This is a genomic window from Halomonas sp. AOP25-F1-15, assembly GCF_052378675.1.
Classification (GTDB): domain Bacteria; phylum Pseudomonadota; class Gammaproteobacteria; order Pseudomonadales; family Halomonadaceae; genus Vreelandella; species Vreelandella casei.
Map to the genome: position 1 here is coordinate 553,352 of NZ_JBQSXV010000002.1, position 19,385 is coordinate 572,736.

A 19,385-nucleotide genomic window follows, 5' to 3' on the forward strand; every position below is an offset into this window, starting at 1 on the left:
CGTTTTTTAAGTTTCTACCCGCCGTTAAGGGCTGGGCTTACGTTCATCTGCCGACAAAAAGAACGGGCGGCAGATTTGTTGCATTTTTAGATCATATTTCGATGCCGGAAAAACGGGCAATGCGTACACTGGTGCCGCTTTTCGTGCTCTGGCCTGCGTGTTTGTCGGGCAGGCGCATTAACCAAACTCAGCGTTGATACATTCTGCTAAGTAATTTTGCCAATTAGCTATTGATCAGCTAGTGATAGCGCTAGATAAGACAGCTTTCTGCGCTAGGCTGGTGAGCATTTTTGAATATAACAGTAAAGACAACGACCAGCAATTGACGCAATGCTCTTGGGTCTACGCTAGAATGCCGTTTTTAGCCTGACGTCATAGAGTAACAGCAGGAGTAAGCAAGTAATGTCCGAAGGGCGTGAAGTACAGTGGGTGGATATTGCCCCAGAACAAGCAGGGCAGAGAATTGATAATTTTCTCATGACACGTTTGAAGGGAGCGCCGCGGGCGCTCATCTATCGGATCGTGCGCAAGGGTGAAGTCCGCGTTAATAAAAAGCGCGTTAAGGTGGATTACCGGTTGCAGGCCGGCGATTTGGTTCGCGTGCCGCCGCTGCGTTTGGCACCGCGTGAGGCAGTGAAAGAAGTCAGTGATAATCTGCGTGATCTGTTAGTCGGCAGCGTCATTATGGAAGGCCCTGATTGGATGGTGCTCAATAAACCCTCAGGGCTGGCGGTGCACGGTGGCAGTGGGGTTAAAATTGGTTTGATCGAGGCGCTGCGCCAAGTGCGTGATGATTTGAGTTTCTTAGAGCTGGTTCACCGGCTTGATCGCGATACGTCAGGCTGTTTGCTGCTTGCTAAATCCCGCGATGCGCTAGTGACGCTCAATGAGTCATTAAAAAAGCACGGCATGGATAAGCGCTACTTGGCCTTAGTGAGCGGGCGCTGGCCTGCGCGCAAAACCTATGAAAGCGCTCGTCTGGACCGGTTTGATGCAGGTAATGGGGAGCGGCGGGTTAGGGTTGATCCTAACGGGAAGGTGTCGCGGACGCATTTTTCGGTGGTTGAAGCGTTTGAGAAAGTCACCCTGATCGAAGCTGAGCCGGTGACGGGGCGCACGCATCAAATTCGCGTTCACGCTGCCCATGCAGGCCATGCGCTGCTGGGGGACGATAAGTACGCCACCCGTGAAAGTGGCTTTCTTACTAAGCAGCTAGGGCTGGGGCGACTTTTCTTGCATGCCCGTGCGCTGACCTTTCCTGAGCCTACGAATGGCCGCCCGGTAACGGTTAAAGCACCGCTGCCAGAGGTTTTGGAAGAAACCCTCAAGCGCGCCCGTCGATAAGCGGCCGTTTGTTTATATGCCTGCCAAGAAGGATCTGTAATGCAGTACGAGCTGATAATATTTGATTGGGATGGCACGCTGATGGACTCGGTGCCGCGTATTGTCTCGTGCATGCAGGCTGCTGCCTTAGAAGCAGAGTGGGGCGCGCTCTCAGCACCGGACGTTGAGGATATTATCGGCCTAGGCCTGCCCGAGGCGATTGCTAAACTTTGCCCAGGCATTCTTCCGGCTCAGGCGGAGCGCCTTCGCGAGCGCTATTCGCACCATTTTGTGCACGCCGACGCAACGCCAATGATGTTTTTTGCCGGCGTAGAAACGCACATTGCTCGTCTGCGCGAACGCGAGGGGCAGCGTTTGGCAGTAGCGACGGGTAAAAGTCGCCGTGGTCTTGATCGCATTTTTGCGGAGACGGGTAGCGGTGCGTGGTTTGAATCCAGTCGTACGGCGGATGAGACGCGCTCGAAGCCCCATCCGCAAATGCTTACCGAGCTGTTGGCAGAGCTTTCGGTCCCGGTTGAGCGGGCGGTGATGGTGGGCGATACCGAGTATGACTTGGAAATGGCGCGAGCGATTGGCATGGACCGCATCGGGGTAACCTATGGTGTGCATACGCCAGAGCGCCTCTCGCTGAGCCGTCCTAAGTGGCTAGCGCATAGTGTCGGTGAGCTTTTTGAGCGATTGCATAGCGAGTAGCCTACGTCTATATAAGGATATTTTATGAGTGACGATCGCTGGACAGAAGGGGCCGAGGTTTCATCAGAAAACGTAGACCCAGTGGCAGGTGCGCCCGGAGACGACGCTGAAACGCTGCGTGAGCGTCAACGCCTGGCGCAGGTGGATATGATGGATCGTTGGGTCGGCGGTGTTTTAACCGAGCAGCGCCGCACGCGGCGCTGGAAGCTGTTTTTCCGTTTGATGACACTCGCAGTGGTGTTAGTGGTCCTATTCGCCACGCTTTATGGGCTGTTTTGGAATAGTCCTGGCGCGGCCGCACCTTCCCAGCGTCATTTAGGTATTGTGGAGGTTAATGGCGTGATCGCCAGTGATTCTCCTGCCAATGCTGAGCGTATTATTCTGGGGCTTAACCGCGCCTGGGAGGCGCAAAGCGCAGCCGTCGTGGTGCTGCATATTAATAGTCCTGGCGGTAGTCCGGTGCAGTCACAGCGAATTTATGCGGAGATCATGCGGCTACGAGAGCAAGGCGATAAGCCGATTATTGCGGTCATTGAAGATATCGGTGCCAGCGGTGCCTATTACATTGCCGCGGCGGCCGACGAAATTGTCGCATCGCCTGTGAGCCTGGTCGGCTCAATCGGCGTTATCTATGCGGGCTTTGGTTTTGAAGAGGCGATATCTCGTCTCGGCGTTGAACGTCGCGTGTTGACCGCGGGCGAGAACAAGGCCTTCTTAGATCCTTTTCAGCCGCTAGATGACGACGCCGAGACGTTTTGGCAGGGCGTGCTTAGCCAGACCCATCGGCAGTTTATTGACGATGTGCGTGCAGGAAGGGGCGATCGGCTCAGCGATAGTCCGGATATTTTCTCTGGCCTGATTTGGAGCGGAGAGCAGAGCCTCGAGCTGGGTTTAGTCGATCAGTTGGGTAGCCTTGAGCAGGTGGCGCGCGAGCAGGTTGGCGATACCGAATGGATTGATTACACGCCGAGCCTTGATCCGTTTGAGCGCCTGACGCGACGCTTTGCCCAGGTTGCTGCTGAGGTGTTGGGTGTGCGCGCGCCTAGCACGCCGCTGCGCTTTTAGCTTGAGTGCGCCGTATGGGTATGCCTGTATAGATAAAGCGGCTGCCTGTTATGAAGCGCCAAGCGGGTCTAGCCCTGCTTGGCGTAGCATATCGCACAGTGCGATCAGCGGTAGCCCAATCAGCGCGCTGGGGTCGCGACCTTCCAGTTTTTCAAACAACGCAATGCCTAATCCTTCCATCCGAAAGCTGCCAGCACTGTCCAACGGCTGCTCTTTGGTGACGTAATTTTCGATTTCCTGGGTGCTCAGGGTGCGAAAAACGACCTCGAAAGGCTCCACGTGCACGTGATGTCGCTGATGGCGTGTATCTAAAAGTGCGAGCCCTGTGAGAAATGTGACGCGCTGGCCGGAAAAGCGAGCAAGGTTGGCGCGTGCTTTTTCTGACGTATGCGGCTTGCCGAGAATGTCGCCTTCAAATACCGCGACTTGATCGGAACCGATAATGCAGTGATGTGGAAAGCGCGTTGCAACAGCATTGGCTTTGCTAAGCGCGAGGCGATGCACTAACGCATGCGGTGTTTCGCCGCTACGCGGTGTTTCATCAATGTCAGGCGAGTAGCATTGGTAAGGAAGCTGCAGGCGGTCAAGTAGCTCGCGTCGCCAGCGTGAGCTGGAGGCCAGTACCAGCTCGGTTGTTAATGGTTCGATCATTGGTGAAGTCACAAAAGCTCCTGGCAGCGTGATGGCATCGGTTGTTTCTGCTGTGATTAGGTTAAAGCAGTGTCTAAGTAGAGCGGTCTAAGCAGTAGAGTGTAGCGAAAGCAGTTAAGCCTGCCTATTGGGGGGTTGATTAAGCCCCAGATGGGCTGTTTATTGAGCCCTATTCGGGTTATTTATTGAGGAAGCTATGAAGAATTGCACCGACGGCTTTGACACCAGCAGGGGGAGTGCCTATCATTGCGCGCCTATGTTGACCTCACAACTCCCCAGCCGGGTTGAGCCTTATAAGCTTGCAGCCCGCCACGAACGAATCGAAGGCTTGGTAGCGCTTGATAAGCTGCCACGTCTTGCCGATGAAGCGGGTGCCCAAACTGGCGACTGTCATGTCGTGCTTGAGTTTGGCGTCGATGCTCAAGGTCGTCGTGAAATTCGTGGCCACTTGCAAGCGACATTAGCGCTTGCCTGCCGACGCTGCCTGGTGCCGCTGCCTCAACAGGTGGACAGTGACTTTCTGCTTGGAATGATCACTGATGAAGCCTTAGCGGCCGAGCTGCCTGCGAGTCATGAACCGGTGCTGGTGGAAAAGGAACAGCTGGATCTTCTGACCGTGGTTGAGGATGAATTGATTCTTAGCCTGCCTCAGGTGGTCTATCACGATGAAGCCGAATGTCATGTCTCGGCGGAGCAGCTGGTCAGCAAAACAGAAGGCGCGGCGACAGAAGTAACGCCATCGACGAACCCTTTCGCGGTGCTGAATGTCTTGAAAGGCAAAAAATAAGCACCCTTTACCTTAAATACCTTGGAGTAAACACCCATGGCAGTTCAGCAGAATCGTAAAACTCGTTCCAAGCGCGGCATGCGTCGTAGCCACGATGCACTGACCGGCCCGACTTTGTCTCAGGACAAAGAAACCGGTACTACTCACCTGCGTCACCACGTTGCCTCAGATGGCTTCTACCGTGGTCGTAAGGTTGTTGAGGTATAAGTCTCAACGGCACTGTTAAGCGGCTAAACGGATTCGGTGCGGTATGCGCCTAGCGATTGATGTAATGGGGGGTGACCAAGGCCCTCGTGCAATTGTCGCTGGCTCTGCCAGGGCTGCGGTAGAAAACCCAAGCCTAGAGCTGATTTTGTTTGGCCCGCGTCAGCAGATTCTTGCTGAGCTTTCGCGCTTGCCGCAGCCTTTGGCTGCGGCAGCGTCGCGTTTGGTGGCCTGTGATGCTCCCGATAGCATCATGCCATCAGCAACGGCTGCCTGGGCATTACGCAGAGGTCGTTCGAGTAGCATGGCGCATATGTTGCGCAGCGTTGCTCAGGGCGAAGCAGATGCGGGCGTTAGTGCGGGTAATACGGCCGCGCTGGTGGCGCTTGCAAGGCGAGAGCTGGGAATGATCAAGGGTATTTCTCGCCCAGCGATCAGTACTGCAATCCCGGCCCGCGGTGGGCATCGCTGCTATTTGCTTGATTTGGGTGCTAACGTTGATTCGCCTGCGAGTCGACTGCTCGATTTTGCGCTAATGGGTGCGGCGATGGCGCAGTGTGTCGATGGTACGCCTATGCCTCGGGTGGCGCTGCTTAACGTTGGCTCAGAAGCGACCAAAGGAAGCGCTAGCGTGCGGGAGGCCGATCGCCTGTTGCGCGAGTATGCTAACGATGATGCCTTTACCTACGAAGGCTATGCTGAAGGTGGTGATCTGTTTAAGGGCCAGCTGGACGTAGTGGTATGCGACGGCTTTGTAGGTAATGCAGTGCTTAAGACAAGCGAAGGTTTGACAAGTATGTTGGTCGAGCGCGTACAGATGGCCTTTGAGTCGCGTCTGAGCGGTCGTTTGGCAAGCCTACTGGCCAAGCCTGTGTTGAAGCGGTTGAAGCGAGAGCTTGATCCCGTTCGCTATAATGGGGCTAGTTTGTTAGGGCTGCGTGGGATTGTGGTGAAAAGTCACGGCAGCACGCATGCCGATGGTTTCTACTACGCTATTCAGCGGGCTCTAAAGGAAGTGGAACACAATTTACCTGCGAGGATCGCAGGCCGCTGGCAGGCGTCATTAGTTGAAAGCGATGGCGCTCGCTAGCCATGAGTAGATAATAAACGGTAAGAATTTTTTGCGGGCTATTAGGTGGCATCAGGATGTGCCAATGGCCTCGCCTATCGCTCATATGAGCAAATGCCTACAAGAGCAAAGGTGAACAACATGTCTCAACCCCTTGCCCTCATTTTCCCCGGGCAAGGCTCTCAGCAGTTGGGAATGCTGCGAGAGCTGGCCGAGCGCTATAGTGTAGTGGGAACGACATTTGAGGAAGCGTCTGATGCTTTGGGCTATGACTTGTGGAAAGTCGTCCAAGAAGGTCCTGAAGCATCCCTTAATGCAACTGCATGCACCCAGCCTGCGCTGCTCTCTGCAAGCGTGGCTATTTGGCGCGTCTGGCAGGAGTTAGAAGGGCCGCGTCCGAGTGTGATGGCTGGCCATAGCTTGGGCGAATACAGTGCGATGGTGTGCGCTGGCGTCATGAGCTTTGCCGAAGGCGTAAATTTAGTACGCCTGCGCGGTGATGCTATGCAGGAGGCAGTGCCCGCGGGTGAGGGCGGCATGGCGGCCATTCTTGGCTTGGCAGATGATGCTGTCGAGGCCGCTTGTGAAAAGGCGGCTCAAGGTGATGTTGTGTCTGCCGTGAATTATAACTCTCCGGGGCAGGTGGTTATTGCCGGCGCTAAAGCGGCCGTTGAGCGGGCAATGGTAGCCTGCCAAGAGGCGGGGGCTAAGCGCTCTATGGCGCTGCCGGTTTCGGTGCCATCGCACTGTGCGCTGATGTGGCCCGCTGCTGAGCGGTTGGAGGCGGCTATGCAGGATATTGAACTGCGAGTGCCGCGCTATAAAGTAATCCAGAATGTTGATGCCCAGGCCCATGCCGATATTGCTACACTGCGTACACGCCTTATTGAGCAGCTGTATCAGCCGGTGCGCTGGAGTGCCTGCGTTGAAGTGATGGCGGGTCAGGGCGTTGAGGTATTTATTGAGTGCGGGCCAGGAAAGGTGTTGACTGGTCTTAATAAGCGTATCGTGAAGGGTAGCAAGGGGCTGGCAGTGAACGACCCTGACAGTCTTAACTCGGCGCTAGCGCTAGCGCGTGAAGCGTTGATTGGCAAAGCGTGACCGCAAGCTGTTTTGATCGCTATCCTAACGTGTAGACACGGTTGAAGGCAGAACGTTATGACGCAAGAACGTAGAGTGGCACTGGTAACTGGCGCGAGTCGTGGCATTGGGCAAGCAATTGCCCGCGAGTTAGGTCGCCAGGGTCGCATTGTGATTGGCACGGCCACGAGCGAGTCCGGCGCTGAAAAAATTGATGCCGATCTCAAAGAGAATGGCATCGACGGGGCCGGGCTATGCTTGAATGTGACTGATCAGACCAGCATTGATGAAGTGTTGAAAGCCATCACTGAGCGCTTTGGTGCGCCGACTATCTTGGTTAATAATGCGGGTATCACGCGCGACAATTTGCTGATGCGCATGAAAGAGGACGAGTGGGACTCCGTCATGGATACCAACTTGAAATCTGTCTACCGTGTAAGCAAAGCCTGCTTGCGTGGTATGACCAAAGCACGTTTTGGGCGTATCGTGTCGATTAGTTCTGTGGTGGCAACCATGGGCAACCTGGGCCAAACTAACTATGCGGCCGCAAAAGCAGGTATGGAGGGCTTTAGTCGCGCTTTGGCTCGAGAGGTTTCCTCGCGCGCCATTACGGTTAACGCAGTGGCGCCGGGGTTTATCGCCACTGATATGACCGGAGCGCTGCCTGAGGCGCAGCATGAAATGCTGCTTAAGCAAATTCCGTTGGCCCGCTTAGGGGCGCCTGAAGAGATCGCCGCAGCGGTGGGGTTTTTGACCAGTGAATCAGCCGGTTATATCACCGGCGAGACGCTTCACGTTAACGGCGGCATGAATATGCGTTGATGGCCTTGGGCTTGGCGGTTGCGTCGATCCAAGGGCGTCTATAAACTACCCCGCAGCTTTTGGCTTGCGGTTTCCAAATAGCTGGTTATCAAAAACGGCTAATGTGAACGACTGGAGTACGTTAATGAGTACTATTGAAGAGCGCGTGAAGAAAGTTGTAGCAGAGCGCCTGAACGTTAAAGAAGAAGACATCCAAAACAGTTCTTCTTTTACAGAAGACTTGGGTGCTGACTCGCTCGACACCGTTGAGCTGGTAATGGCTTTGGAAGAGGAGTTTGATACTGAAATTCCTGATGAAGAAGCTGAAAAGATCACCACGGTTCAAGAAGCCATCGATTACGTGAACGCCCACCAGTAAGGGCTGTATCGATGCATCGAACCTGGGTGGGGTGCTAGCACCCGCCTTAAAAGCCGTCCTTTCGCAGGACGGCTTTTTTGCTTTGCTGCAACAATGCTTATAACGTTCAAAGTCCGTTATACTATTGACCAAATTTAAGCAGCAAATGACCCAAGTGGGTTGCATCACCATGGATGCATGGAGGAAAGCAGATGGCACGGAAAAGGGTAGTGGTAACTGGGCTAGGCCTGGTGACTCCGGTGGGTAATAGTGTTGATGAGTCGTGGGCTAACATTGTTGCAGGCAAAAGTGGCATTACACCGATTGAACATTTCGACACCAGCGGATTTAACACGCGCTTTGGTGGTTCTATTAAAAACTTTGATATTAGTCCGTATCTGAGCCCTAAAGACGCCCGTAAAATGGATCTATTTATCCAATACGGCATGGCAGCGGGTGCCCAGGCAGTTGAAGACTCGGGTATCGAGTGCAGCGAAGAAAATGCCGATCGCATCGGTGTGGCTATTGGCTCAGGCATTGGTGGTTTGCCAATGATTGAGCATAACCACAACGCGTTGAATAAAGGCGGCGCTCGTAAGGTGTCACCGTTCTTTGTGCCAGGCTCTATCATCAATATGATTTCCGGCAACATGGCGATTCAGCATGGTTTTAGAGGGCCCAATATTGCGATTACGACGGCCTGCACGTCGGGCACGCATAATATTGGTTACAGCGCGCGTACGATTGCCTATGGCGATGCTGACGTAATGGTCTGTGGCGGTGCAGAAATGGCCACCACGCCGCTTGGTCTGGGTGGGTTTTCTGCCGCGCGCGCGCTTTCCACGCGCAACGATGACCCGCAGGCTGCTAGCCGTCCGTGGGATAAGGATCGTGATGGCTTTGTATTGTCTGACGGTGCCGGTGTACTGGTACTTGAAGAGTATGAACATGCCAAAGCCCGTGGCGCGCACATGTATGCTGAGCTAGTGGGATTCGGCATGAGTGACGATGCGTACCATATGACCTCGCCACCCGAAGATGGTCGCGGCGCGGCGCTCTCTATGCGTAATGCAATTAAAGATGCCCAAATAGATGTGTCCAAACTGCATTATATCAATGCTCATGGAACGTCGACGGCCGCAGGGGATTTGGCCGAGAGTCGTGCTATTGAAAGCGTTTTGGGTGATGCCGCTAATAGCGTGGCCGTCAGCTCGACCAAATCAATGGTTGGGCATTTGCTGGGTGCGGCTGGTGCGGTAGAAGCGGTATTTTGTATCCTCGCTATCCGTGACCAGGTGGCACCGCCAACGATTAATTTGGATAACACGCAGGAAGGCTGCAATCTGGATTACGTGCCACATACCGCCCGTGACATGCGTATTGATATGACGCTTTCCAACTCGTTTGGCTTTGGTGGCACTAACGGCTCGCTGCTATTTAAGAAAGTTTAGTTAGCGATGATACCGCCCCCACTGTCAGCTGATGAGCCTGCGTTTGAGGGTCAAGTGCCCTTCGATGACCGTGGGCTCGCATACGGTGACGGTGTGTTTGAAACCGTGCTGTTGCGCGCGGGCAAGCCTGTCTTGTGGGATTACCACATGGCGCGCCTGAGGCAAGGCTGCCAGCGGCTGGGGATCAACGTGCCTTGCTCAGCGTCGCTTGACGCGACATGGCAGGGCGCGCCTACGGCCACACTGGAAGTGCTGAAAATCATCCTTACTCGTGGCAGCGGTGGCCGGGGCTATGCCCAGCCGGACACAGTAGCGCCGCGTTTGCTCAGCCGACGAACGCCATTTCAGCCGTCGGCTGAGCGCTGGCGTTCGGGGGTCACGGTACGGCTTTGTGACCTTCGCCTAAGTCGTCAGCCGCGACTGGCGGGTATAAAGCATCTTAATCGTTTAGAAAATGTGCTGGCTCGCCAAGAGTGGACCGATGCCGGTATTGCTGAAGGCCTGCTCGTCGATAGCGATGATGCTGTCGTGGAGGCCACCAGCATGAACGTGTTCTGGCAGCAGGCGGGGGAGGTGTTTACACCGCTGACTGACCAGTGCGGTGTTGCGGGAACCCTGAGTGCTGCATTAATGGATCAAGGGGCTGTAAAGCAAGCAACGCTGCGGCTTAGTCAATTGCCGGCGGTGGAGCAATGCTGGGTGGCGAACTCTGTTCAGGGCATGTGGCCCGTTACCACGCTACTGGCAGCCGACGGGTCGGTGCTAAAGCGCTGGCCTGCATGTAAAGCGGATTCTCTGCAGCATTTGGCGCACCAGCTATTAGGCTATGCGCCAGAATCCTATTAGGTATCGCCCCGCAATTTTCAACGAGGTGTCATGGTGAAACGGTTATTAACCGCTTTGTTAGTACTAGTGGTCGTTGGGGCTACAAGTGTGGTGGGCGGCTATTTTTATTGGCAGAGTCGGTTAAATGCACCGCTCGCCCTGGATGCACCCATGCTCTACCAGGTTCCTTCCGGTGCCGGGTTCAATCAGGTGGTTGCGCAGCTAGAGGCGCAAGGCGTAGTAGACGATGCCTGGGCATTCCAGCTGCTGGCGAAGGTTGAGCCAGAGCGTGTGCCGCGTTTACGTACCGGCGAGTATCAGCTATTGCCTGAAATGAGCGGGCTGGAAATGATGGCGCTGCTGGGCAGTGACAAAGTCGTGACCTACTCGCTGACTATTCCTGAGGGCTGGTCGTTTCGGCAAATGCGCGAGCTGCTGAATGCAGCACCGAAGCTTGCACACCGTACAGCAGATATGAGCGATGCCGAGGTCATGACGCTGCTTGGCCGCGAAGACGTATTTCCGGAAGGTTGGTTTTTCCCCGATACCTATCGCTATCACCTAGGCATGAGCGATGTGGATGTTTTGCGGCAATCCCTAGCGCGCATGGAGCGTATTCTTGACGAAGTTTGGGAAGAGCGCGGCGATGACTTAACGATTGAGTCTGCTTACCAAGCGCTCATTATGGCCTCGTTAATTGAGCGTGAGACCGGTGCGCCGCAGGAGCGCAATGAGATTGCCGGTGTGTTTAAACGGCGCATGGAGCAAGGCATGCGTTTACAAACAGACCCAACGGTTATTTACGGTATGGGCGAGCGTTATGACGGGCGGATTACCCGTGCTGACCTGCGTGAGGCAACGCCTTACAATACCTATGTGATTGACGGCATGCCGCCCACGCCCATTGCCATGCCGGGGCGCGCGTCGTTAGAGGCCGCGGTGAATCCGTTACCGGGTGAAACGCTTTACTTCGTTTCCCGTGGGGATGGTACTCACCAGTTCTCGCGTACGCTGCGTGAGCATAATAATGCCGTCAATCGCTATATTCGTAATCGATAATCGTCGGGATCTTTCGCCAATGATTGATCACTGACGATTCATCACCACAGTAAGGAAGCACGATGACCAAGCGTGGACGCTTCATTACGCTGGAAGGCGGTGAGGGCGTGGGAAAATCCACTAATGTAGGCTTCGTCGCCGAGTGTTTGGAAACCCAGGGCCTGGAGGTGGTGCGTACCCGCGAGCCGGGTGGCACCGAGCGCGGCGAAGCTATGCGCGCATTGCTGCTGGACCCCGCTCCTCTAGAGCCGCTGCATGTCGACGCTGAGCTGCTGTTGATGTTTGCTGCCCGAGCACAGCATCTGGCGGAAAAAATCCTTCCTGCGCTGGCCCGGGGCGCCTGGGTGGTGTGCGACCGTTTTACCGATGCTACTTTTGCTTACCAGGGTGGTGGTCGTGGCATCCCCGTAGAGCGCATCGCCGTATTGGAAGCGTTCGTTCAGCAGGGGCTTGCGCCCGATTTAACGCTGCTGCTCGATATGCCTGAGGCAGCTGCGAAGCAACGCCTAGAGTCACGACTACGTGACCGCTCAGAGCAGCGGGATCGTTTTGAGCAAGAACACGTCAATTTCTTCCAGGCCGTGCGGAGTGCCTACTTAGCGCGTGCCGAGCAGGCGCCCGAGCGTTTTGCCGTGATTGATGCCCAGCACACACTAGAAAATGTTCAAGCACAAATTCGTCAAGCCCTGATGGGGCGGATTGCTGAATGGTATTAACCGGCGTTATGCCGTGGCATCAAGCCACCTGGCAGCAGTTAATCCGCTTGGCTGACGGAGGACGAATGCCCCATGCGCTCCTCATTAACGGTGCCCATGGCGTTGGCAAGCAGCAGCTTGCCGAAGCGTTGATCGCCCGAACGCTATGTGCAGGCCCTGCAGATCTTGCCTGTGGGCACTGCCATAGCTGTTCCATGCTGGCATCCGGGTATCATCCGGACCTGCTGCGCGTCTCGCCGGAAGAGGGCAAACGCCAGATTCGTATTGATCCCATTCGCGAGGTTAACCGCTTTGTCTCGCAAACGGCTCAGCAGGGTGGCTACCGGGTCATCGTTATTTCTCCTGCGGAGGCAATGAATATCGCTGCCGCCAATGCGCTGCTTAAAAGCCTTGAAGAGCCCGGTGAAAAGACGCTGTTTATCCTGCTGTCAGACGTGCCTTCGCGCATGCTGCCTACCATTCGCTCTCGTTGCCAACAGTGGTCGTTACCCACCGTTGCCTTTGAAGCGTGCCGTGGATGGCTAATTGAGCAGCTGAGCAGCGCTGATGAAGCCTACTTTTGGTGGCAAGTGGCGGGCGGTCTGCCGCTACTTGCCGTTGAGCTGGCGGCGCCGGAAGAGCGCGCCCTGCGCCATAAAATTCACGACAGTTTTGAGCAGTTAGTGCGCGGCGCCGAGCCCGTTTCAGAAGCCGCGCGTTTGGATCGCCAGGCGATTGATGCCATCTTGTGGTACGGTATTGCATGGCTTGAAGACTTGATTCGCTTAGGTTTATCCGGTGACGCAGCGGTACTGCACAACCCTGATCTTGAGCCTCTCTATCGTCAAGCGGTTAAAAATGGTCGCGTGCAAGACTGGTTTCGCTTGCTGGACTACGCCCGTGAGCAGCGGCGGCTATTGTCGGTGGGGGCCAACCCCAATCCCCAGCTAGTGCTAGAAGCATGGCTAGTGCGCTGGGCGGCGCTGCTACGCTCATAGCTGCGTTAACGCTCTTATCGCTCGCCGTGCAACGAGGTCGCTATGACAGCTCAGAAAGCGCTATCACTCAACGTCCCCGATGTAGCAACGCTGCTCTCTGCATACATGCCTTTTCTGAACCGCGGCGGCATCTTTATTCCCACGCTAACGCCTTACACGATGGGCCAGCAGGTTTTTTTATTACTCACGCTGCCGGGCGAAAGCCAGCGTCGCTCGGTGACTGGCCAGGTTGCATGGGTATCACCTGAAGGCGTTAGCGGGCAACGTATTGCTGGTATTGGCGTGCACTTTAGCCCGCACGCTTCATCCGTACGTGAACGGATTGAAACGCTGCTTGCCGGCCAGTTAGATAGCGTCGCGCCCTCGTTCACGCTCTGAATAATACTTCTCTGAATAACACAGCTCTGAATAACACTGTTTAGCTTCTTTTCCTTCGCTGCCGAGACCCGCATGTTTGTCGATTCCCACTGTCATCTAGATCGTTTATCCGACCAGACCCATGGAGGCGATCTCGCCGCCACCTTGGCGGCTGCGCGCGCTGCCCACGTTAGTCAGTTCCTGGCCGTTGCGGTCAACTTAGATGATATGCCCGCGCTAGCGGCGATAGCGCGTGATCATCAAGATGTAGCGATTTCGGCTGGCCTGCACCCGCTGCATACGCCCGAAAGGGAGCCCAGCGTTGAGGATATTAAAGACGCCGCTGAGCAATACGGCGCGGTAGCCATCGGTGAAACGGGCCTGGATTATCACTACCGCGATAGCGTTGCGGTTGAAATTCAGCATGAGCGCTTCAAGCGTCATTTGATTGCCGCGCGAGAGCTTGCCCTGCCGGTGATTATTCACACGCGAGAAGCCAAAGAGGAAACCCTGGCCCTGCTGCGAGAGTATAGCGACCCTCAAGTGGGCGGTGTATTACACTGCTTCACTGAGGACTTAGCGATGGCGCGTGAAGCGGTGCGGCTAGGCTTTTATATTTCCCTCTCGGGTATTATTACTTTCGGTAATGCAGCGGCGCTGCGAGAGCTGGCCCGCCAGCTGCCGTTGGATCGCTTGCTTATTGAAACCGATAGCCCTTATCTGGCGCCAGTGCCTCATCGTGGCAAGCCCAACCAGCCTGCCTGGGTAGTGGCCGTCGCCGAGTGCATTGCTCAAGAACGGGGCATCAGCGTTGATGAAGTCGCGATGCAAACCACCGCGAATTTTTATCAACTTTTTCGTGCGGCCGCACCTGATACTCCCGCACATGTTAAAGAGGCGCTGGCAAAATCGGGGCTTGTGTAGCCCGTTAGAGCCATCGGCATGATTAAACGAGGTGGGTAATGAATATTGATCGATTGATACAGCAGCGCGATTCAGCAGAAGAAAATGCCAGCGCTATCCCTCCTTTAGATGAGTGGCATCCAGCGCTTTGCGGTGACATGAATCTAAGTATTCATGCTGATGGCACCTGGTGGCACGAGGGGCGGCCGTTTGCCCGCACCAAGGTGGCCCGTTTGCTAGCAACGTTGCTGCGCCAAGATGCCGATGGCTACTGCTTAGTGACGCCAGTTGAGCGCTGGCGCGTTCAGGTTGAAGATCTTCCGCTGGTCGCTGTTGAAGCCGACTTTCATGACGATGCCTGGTGGTTCACCACCCAGTTTGATGACGTCGTTCGCTTAGATGCCGACCATCCGCTTAGCGTTACTTTAAACTCCCAGGGTGAGCGAGTGCCGCAGCTGCCGGTACGTTTTGGGCTAGCCGCACGGCTGCATCGCAACGTCTACTACCAGTTGGTTGAGGCCGCAGAGGCCCGCGATGTTGGCAATGGCGTGACCGAGATTGGCTTAGTCAGCGCCGAGGGCTGGTTTGCGCTGGGCCAGCTGGACGATGATTCAACAGGCGAGGCGCCGTGAAGTTAACCGCTGAACAGCAAGCCGTTGTTAATCATAGTACTGGGCACGCGCGGGTAGCGGCCGTGGCGGGGGCAGGCAAGACCACGACCATGGCTGCCCGAGTGCTGTATTTATTGGCAAGCGGCGTGCCGTCCAAGCGTATTTTGGTACTGATGTTTAACCGCTCTGCGAAGGATGATTTTCAGCGCCGCTTAGCGTCGATGGCGCCCGCCGGGCAAGTGCTGCCCGATGTGCGGACCTTTCATTCGCTGGGGCACCGCTTAACGCAAAGTCTAAGCCGCTGGGGCGCGCTTGCCTCACGTCACCTATTATCCGCCGATTGGCAGTTAGAAAGGTTGCTTCGTCAAGCGAGCCTTAATGTGCTGCGTGATGCCGTCGAGCGCCGTGATGCTGCCCTGGAAGGCGACCGGCTTGAAACCCTGGCGCACTTCTGCGGCTTAGTGAAAGCGGAAATGATCACGCCTGAGACGCTTTACGAGCGGCTTAATTTCGATGCCGATACCGACTATTTTCCGGCCGCTTTTGTCGAAGCAGAGCGGCTATTAGAGTCAGAAGGTGTGATGACGTATGCCGACTTACTTTATCGGCCGCTGCAGGCTTTAGAGGCAGATAGCGCGCTACGGGATCGCGTTGAAGGATTTCTCGATCACGTCATTATTGATGAGTATCAGGATATTAACGCCGCGCAGCAGCGTCTTTTATCCGTGCTCGTTGGTACTCACGCCAGCGTAATGGCCGTCGGGGATGCCAATCAGTGTATTTATGAGTGGCGCGGTGCCAAGCCCGATACCATGCTAGAGAATTTTACCGCCACCTTTGGCGATGCTACCGACTATCCGCTCTCGACTACCTTTCGCCACGGCCATGCCCTGGCGCTGGCCGCTAATCATGCTATCGCCGCTAACCAGCGTCGCCCTAACCAGCTGTGCCTCGCTGCACCTAATAATCCAGAGACCCGGCTGCTAGTAGGGCAAGGTAGCCGCTTGCTACTTGATGCGTTGATGGACTGGCAGGCCCAGGGGCGAGTGCTGAATGAAACCAGTTTGCTGGTGCGCAGCTGGGCGCTGTCGGTGCCGTTTCAACTGGCGTTGTTACAGGCCGGGATTCCGTTTCGCCTTCAGCGCGAGGATCGATTTGTCTTTCGCCTGCCGCTGGTGCAGGCGCTGGCGGGCTATTTAAAACTATCGCGCCGTCCAGGTCTTCTGCGTGACCCACAGCAGCTCTTGTTACTACTTTCTCAGCCGACTCCGTTTGTTGCCCGTGAGCGGCTGCAGCGTTTAGCCCAGCAACTGGCCGCTACTCAGCAGTGGCCAGAGCGGCATGATCCGGTGCTGACAGAGTTAAAGCCAATCCAGCGGCGCACGTTAAAAAAGCGCTGGGTACTGCTGTGTGAGCTGCCTCAACTGAGTGCCTGGCCGCCAGCGAAGCTGTTAAGGCATGTCGTTGACAGCGTTGACGCGGAAAAAACGCTCAAGCGGGCCGCCGCGCGTCGCGACAAGGGCGAAGAGGACGTTCGGCTTCTCGACGTGCTGATCGAACAGGCGCAGAGCGTCCAAGATCCCGATGCCTTTATCGAACTGCTAGAACGCCCGGTAGAAAATCAGGCGGGTGGCGTGCTTATTAGTACCGTACACGGCGCCAAAGGGCTGGAATGGCCGCTGGTTGCCGTAGCCGGTGTCAATGAGGAAGATTTTCCCCACTACAGTCGCGATAATCCGCTCAGCGATGAGCGCTTGGAAGAGGAGCGGCGGCTTTTCTACGTGGCGATTACGCGGGCTCAAGAGCAACTGCTAGTGCTTCATGATGGTGGTGCCCATCGTCCTAGTCGCTTTATTGCTGAAAGCGCTTGGCAGGACAGTATGCGCGTGGCGTCTTGCTTGGCGAGTGGCAGTGCGCCAGCGACTTCGTTGCAGGTGACGTCGGTTGGACTGGTTGAGCGCTATTTAATGCGCTTAGGTCGTGACGATATTGTGCTTGCCGCAGCGCAGGTTGAAGAGGCTAAAGCAGCGTATGCTGCAGGCACGCATTTTTATCCCGGTCAGCGGCTTTTGCATGCGGTGTTTGGAGAGGGGGAAATCGCGGCAGTAGAGGGAAATGCCAGTGATCCGGTCATTGATGTGCGCTTTGAGCAGGCCGGACGGCGGCGGCTTATTGCGCGTCGTGCACCGATTGAACTGCTGGAAACGCCGCAAAAAGCCGTGCTTTGATAGGGTGGCGGGAAAGCACGTGTGTTCAGCGCGTTACGGCTATTCGCTAGCCATAACGCGACTGATGGCATCGCAGAGTATGGATTACATATTGGGGTAGTTAGGCCCACCGCCGCCTTCTGGTGCTACCCAGGTGATATTTTGCGCAGGGTCTTTAATGTCGCAGGTTTTGCAGTGCACGCAGTTTTGAAAGTTAATCTGAAAGCGTGGCTGTCCGGCGCTATCCTCAACCACTTCATAGACACCGGCCGGGCAGTAGCGCTGTGCCGGTTCAGCGTACTTTGGCAAGTTGTCGCGGATTGGTAGCTCCGGGTCATCCAGGTGCAAATGACACGGCTGGTCTTCTTCATGGTTGGTGTTCGACAGAAACACAGAGGAAGGCTTGTCGAATGAAAGCTTACCGTCCGGCTTGGGATAGTTGATCTTTTCAAACTCAGCCGCAGGCTTTAGAGCCCCATAGTCAGTGGTGGTGTCGTGCACGTTAGGTAGCTTATTGCCTAGCAGCTGATGCGCAAAATTATACGCGCCGCCGCCCACGGTGCCGTATTTATGGATCGCAGGGCCGAAGCTGGCGCTTTCCTTCAGCTCTTGATAGGCCCAGCTGGCTTCCCATTTCTGAGTAAAGCTGGTTAATTCCTGCGCGCCTTCATCACCACCTTTGATTGCTTCAAATACGCTCTCTGCCGCCACCAGGCCGGATTTCATGGCGGTATGCAGACCCTTAATTTTAGAAAAATTAAGGGTGCCCGCATCACAGCCGATGAGAAGGCCGCCTGGGAAGGTCATTTTGGGCAGGCTATTTAACCCCCCTTTGGTGATGGCTCTGGCGCCGTAAGCAACCCGCTTGCCGCCTTCTAAATACTGGCTAAGCACCGGGTGGTGTTTCATGCGCTGAAACTCATCAAACGGCGACAGCCATGGATTCTGATAGCCTAAATCCATGATCAAACCCACCACGACCTGCTGATTTTCCGCGTGATAGAGAAACCAGCCGCCGTGGGTGTTTTTATCTAGCGGCCAGCCTGAACCGTGTACTACTAGGCCGGGTTCATGCTTATCAGCAGGCACGTCCCACAGCTCTTTTAAGCCGATGCCGTAATGCTGAGGGTCGCGTCCTGCATCTAACGAGAAGTCTTTAATTAAACGTTTGCCTAGGTGGCCGCGCGCGCCTTCTGCGAACAGCGTGTATTTGGCGCGCAGTTCCATACCGGGCATATGGCCATCTTTGGGCGTGCCGTCGGCGCTGACACCCATATCACCAATGAGGATGCCGCGCACGGCGCCATCTTCAATAATGACCTCTTGGGCAGCGAAGCCTGGGAATATTTCAACGCCTAACGATTCGGCCTGCTCGCCCAGCCAACGGCATAGATTACCCGCACTAATAACGTAGCGTGGCTGTTCGCTGCCGGTGTTATGCATGCTCTTAGGTACGAGCGCATTAGGCACTTTTTGCGCTTTGTCGGCGTCCTTCAGTAAGAAAACATCGTCGCGAATCGCTGGGGTCGTCAGCGGTGCGCCGCGCTCTTTCCAGTCCGGGAATAGTTCTGTTAGCGCGCGGGGTTCAAACACCGCTCCTGACAGAATGTGCGCGCCGACCTCGGAACCCTTTTCTACCACGCAGACCGTGAACTCTTGCTCTGCATCGTTGGCCTGTTGCATGAGGCGGCAAGCAGCGGCAAGCCCGGACGGGCCGGCGCCGACAATGACGACATCGAAGTCCATTACATCGCGTTCAACAGTTTCCACCCGGTTTCTCCTTATTCTCTTTAAGTGCCGCCGATTACTGAAACTAGCTGATAAGAGAGCTAGCGCATAAAAGGCTGGCCTTAATTTAAAACGGTCGTTTGCTTCTGGTTGTTGCTCATCATAGGCATAATACCTGTGTCACGTCACGCCTACGATGGCTAAAGCAGCATTTCTCAACGCTATGCCGCGCTGTTCCCCAGCCTTATGATCCAGGCTTGAACCAGTGGCTATTGTTGCTAGCCGGTAGGCTGTGGCAAATTGGTAGCGTTTTTCAACGCTGTGGCAATCAAACGCGCACATGAATTTTAGGGCGTGGCTCGGCTATTAGCGCCTAGCGGCGCCTAGGTTAAGTGTTTCAAGTCGGTATTTGATAACACGTTAGCATTTGATAGGAGGTGCCTGCTTGGCGGGCGCCGTTTCCGGTTAACGGCTTTTCTTACAAGACAAGTGAGGAATC

The 19,385-nt window shown here is 55.4% G+C and carries 20 protein-coding genes; 18 read left to right on the plus strand and 2 right to left on the minus strand.

The annotated features are described in order from the left end of the window. Positions 1 to 402 precede the first annotated feature (402 nt). The 3 genes from ACT3TF_RS05860 to sppA are packed head-to-tail and all read left to right on the plus strand — an operon-like array spanning position 403 to position 3,102. Positions 403 to 1,344: an RluA family pseudouridine synthase gene (locus tag ACT3TF_RS05860; protein ID WP_096280609.1), complete on the plus strand. Its 942-nt coding sequence runs from the start codon at positions 403 to 405 to the stop codon at positions 1,342 to 1,344. 39 nt (positions 1,345 to 1,383) lie between these two features. Continuing rightward, positions 1,384 to 2,037, plus strand: a complete 654-nt coding sequence (locus ACT3TF_RS05865; RefSeq protein WP_444625836.1) for an HAD family hydrolase — start codon at positions 1,384 to 1,386, stop codon at positions 2,035 to 2,037. A gap of 24 nt (positions 2,038 to 2,061) precedes the next feature. After that, complete coding sequence (gene sppA, locus ACT3TF_RS05870) at positions 2,062 to 3,102, plus strand: signal peptide peptidase SppA (RefSeq protein WP_444625835.1); 1,041 nt, start codon at positions 2,062 to 2,064, stop codon at positions 3,100 to 3,102. Positions 3,103 to 3,150: 48 nt separating this feature from the next. On the opposite strand, the gene ACT3TF_RS05875 is transcribed toward sppA, so the two are convergent. Beyond that, positions 3,151 to 3,753 (minus strand): Maf family protein, encoded by a 603-nt coding sequence (locus ACT3TF_RS05875; protein ID WP_444671773.1) that lies wholly within the window; start codon positions 3,751 to 3,753, stop codon positions 3,151 to 3,153. Between the two features lie 256 nt (positions 3,754 to 4,009). Between ACT3TF_RS05875 and ACT3TF_RS05880 the strand changes: the two genes are divergently transcribed. From ACT3TF_RS05880 to ACT3TF_RS05950, 15 genes are all read left to right on the plus strand, one after another. Continuing rightward, the gene (locus ACT3TF_RS05880) at positions 4,010 to 4,540 is read left to right on the plus strand and encodes a YceD family protein (protein WP_444671763.1); all 531 of its coding nucleotides are present in this window, start codon (positions 4,010 to 4,012) and stop codon (positions 4,538 to 4,540) included. Positions 4,541 to 4,576: 36 nt separating this feature from the next. Continuing rightward, a complete protein-coding gene (gene rpmF, locus ACT3TF_RS05885; RefSeq protein ID WP_096280598.1) occupies positions 4,577 to 4,747 on the plus strand; it encodes a 50S ribosomal protein L32 in 171 nt (56 codons plus the stop codon). Between the two features lie 43 nt (positions 4,748 to 4,790). Next, entirely contained in the window at positions 4,791 to 5,834 is a 1,044-nt protein-coding gene (plsX, locus tag ACT3TF_RS05890) for a phosphate acyltransferase PlsX (protein WP_193062615.1), read from the plus strand. 120 nt (positions 5,835 to 5,954) lie between these two features. Further along, positions 5,955 to 6,914, plus strand: coding sequence for an ACP S-malonyltransferase (fabD, locus tag ACT3TF_RS05895; protein ID WP_444671764.1), 960 nt, complete (start codon positions 5,955 to 5,957; stop codon positions 6,912 to 6,914). Positions 6,915 to 6,971: 57 nt separating this feature from the next. Continuing rightward, the gene (gene fabG, locus ACT3TF_RS05900; protein ID WP_193062619.1) at positions 6,972 to 7,715 is read left to right on the plus strand and encodes a 3-oxoacyl-ACP reductase FabG; all 744 of its coding nucleotides are present in this window, start codon (positions 6,972 to 6,974) and stop codon (positions 7,713 to 7,715) included. A gap of 124 nt (positions 7,716 to 7,839) precedes the next feature. Continuing rightward, the gene (gene acpP, locus ACT3TF_RS05905) at positions 7,840 to 8,073 is read left to right on the plus strand and encodes an acyl carrier protein (protein WP_008956801.1); all 234 of its coding nucleotides are present in this window, start codon (positions 7,840 to 7,842) and stop codon (positions 8,071 to 8,073) included. A 191-nt stretch (positions 8,074 to 8,264) separates the two neighbouring features. Continuing rightward, positions 8,265 to 9,503 (plus strand): beta-ketoacyl-ACP synthase II, encoded by a 1,239-nt coding sequence (gene fabF, locus ACT3TF_RS05910; RefSeq protein ID WP_441684121.1) that lies wholly within the window; start codon positions 8,265 to 8,267, stop codon positions 9,501 to 9,503. A 6-nt stretch (positions 9,504 to 9,509) separates the two neighbouring features. Then, complete coding sequence (pabC, locus tag ACT3TF_RS05915; protein WP_444671765.1) at positions 9,510 to 10,349, plus strand: aminodeoxychorismate lyase; 840 nt, start codon at positions 9,510 to 9,512, stop codon at positions 10,347 to 10,349. Between the two features lie 30 nt (positions 10,350 to 10,379). Continuing rightward, on the plus strand, positions 10,380 to 11,387 hold the full coding sequence (gene mltG, locus ACT3TF_RS05920) for an endolytic transglycosylase MltG (protein WP_193062625.1): 1,008 nt from the start codon (positions 10,380 to 10,382) through the stop codon (positions 11,385 to 11,387). Positions 11,388 to 11,449: 62 nt separating this feature from the next. Next, positions 11,450 to 12,103 (plus strand): dTMP kinase, encoded by a 654-nt coding sequence (tmk, locus tag ACT3TF_RS05925; RefSeq protein ID WP_193062626.1) that lies wholly within the window; start codon positions 11,450 to 11,452, stop codon positions 12,101 to 12,103. Beyond that, positions 12,094 to 13,080 (plus strand): DNA polymerase III subunit delta', encoded by a 987-nt coding sequence (locus ACT3TF_RS05930; protein WP_193062628.1) that lies wholly within the window; start codon positions 12,094 to 12,096, stop codon positions 13,078 to 13,080. Before tmk ends, ACT3TF_RS05930 begins: the two co-directional genes overlap by 10 nt. Before the next feature lie 42 nt (positions 13,081 to 13,122). Beyond that, on the plus strand, positions 13,123 to 13,458 hold the full coding sequence (locus tag ACT3TF_RS05935; RefSeq protein WP_193062629.1) for a PilZ domain-containing protein: 336 nt from the start codon (positions 13,123 to 13,125) through the stop codon (positions 13,456 to 13,458). Positions 13,459 to 13,530: 72 nt separating this feature from the next. Continuing rightward, a complete protein-coding gene (locus tag ACT3TF_RS05940; protein ID WP_444671766.1) occupies positions 13,531 to 14,361 on the plus strand; it encodes a TatD family hydrolase in 831 nt (276 codons plus the stop codon). A gap of 38 nt (positions 14,362 to 14,399) precedes the next feature. Then, positions 14,400 to 14,972: a DUF1285 domain-containing protein gene (locus ACT3TF_RS05945; protein ID WP_193062632.1), complete on the plus strand. Its 573-nt coding sequence runs from the start codon at positions 14,400 to 14,402 to the stop codon at positions 14,970 to 14,972. Beyond that, positions 14,969 to 17,179, plus strand: coding sequence for an ATP-dependent helicase (locus ACT3TF_RS05950; RefSeq protein ID WP_193062634.1), 2,211 nt, complete (start codon positions 14,969 to 14,971; stop codon positions 17,177 to 17,179). The genes ACT3TF_RS05945 and ACT3TF_RS05950 overlap by 4 nt, the downstream gene beginning before the upstream one ends. Positions 17,180 to 17,263: 84 nt before the next feature. On the opposite strand, the gene ACT3TF_RS05955 is transcribed toward ACT3TF_RS05950, so the two are convergent. Then, positions 17,264 to 18,928, minus strand: coding sequence for an electron transfer flavoprotein-ubiquinone oxidoreductase (locus ACT3TF_RS05955; RefSeq protein WP_193062636.1), 1,665 nt, complete (start codon positions 18,926 to 18,928; stop codon positions 17,264 to 17,266). Positions 18,929 to 19,385 lie beyond the last annotated feature (457 nt).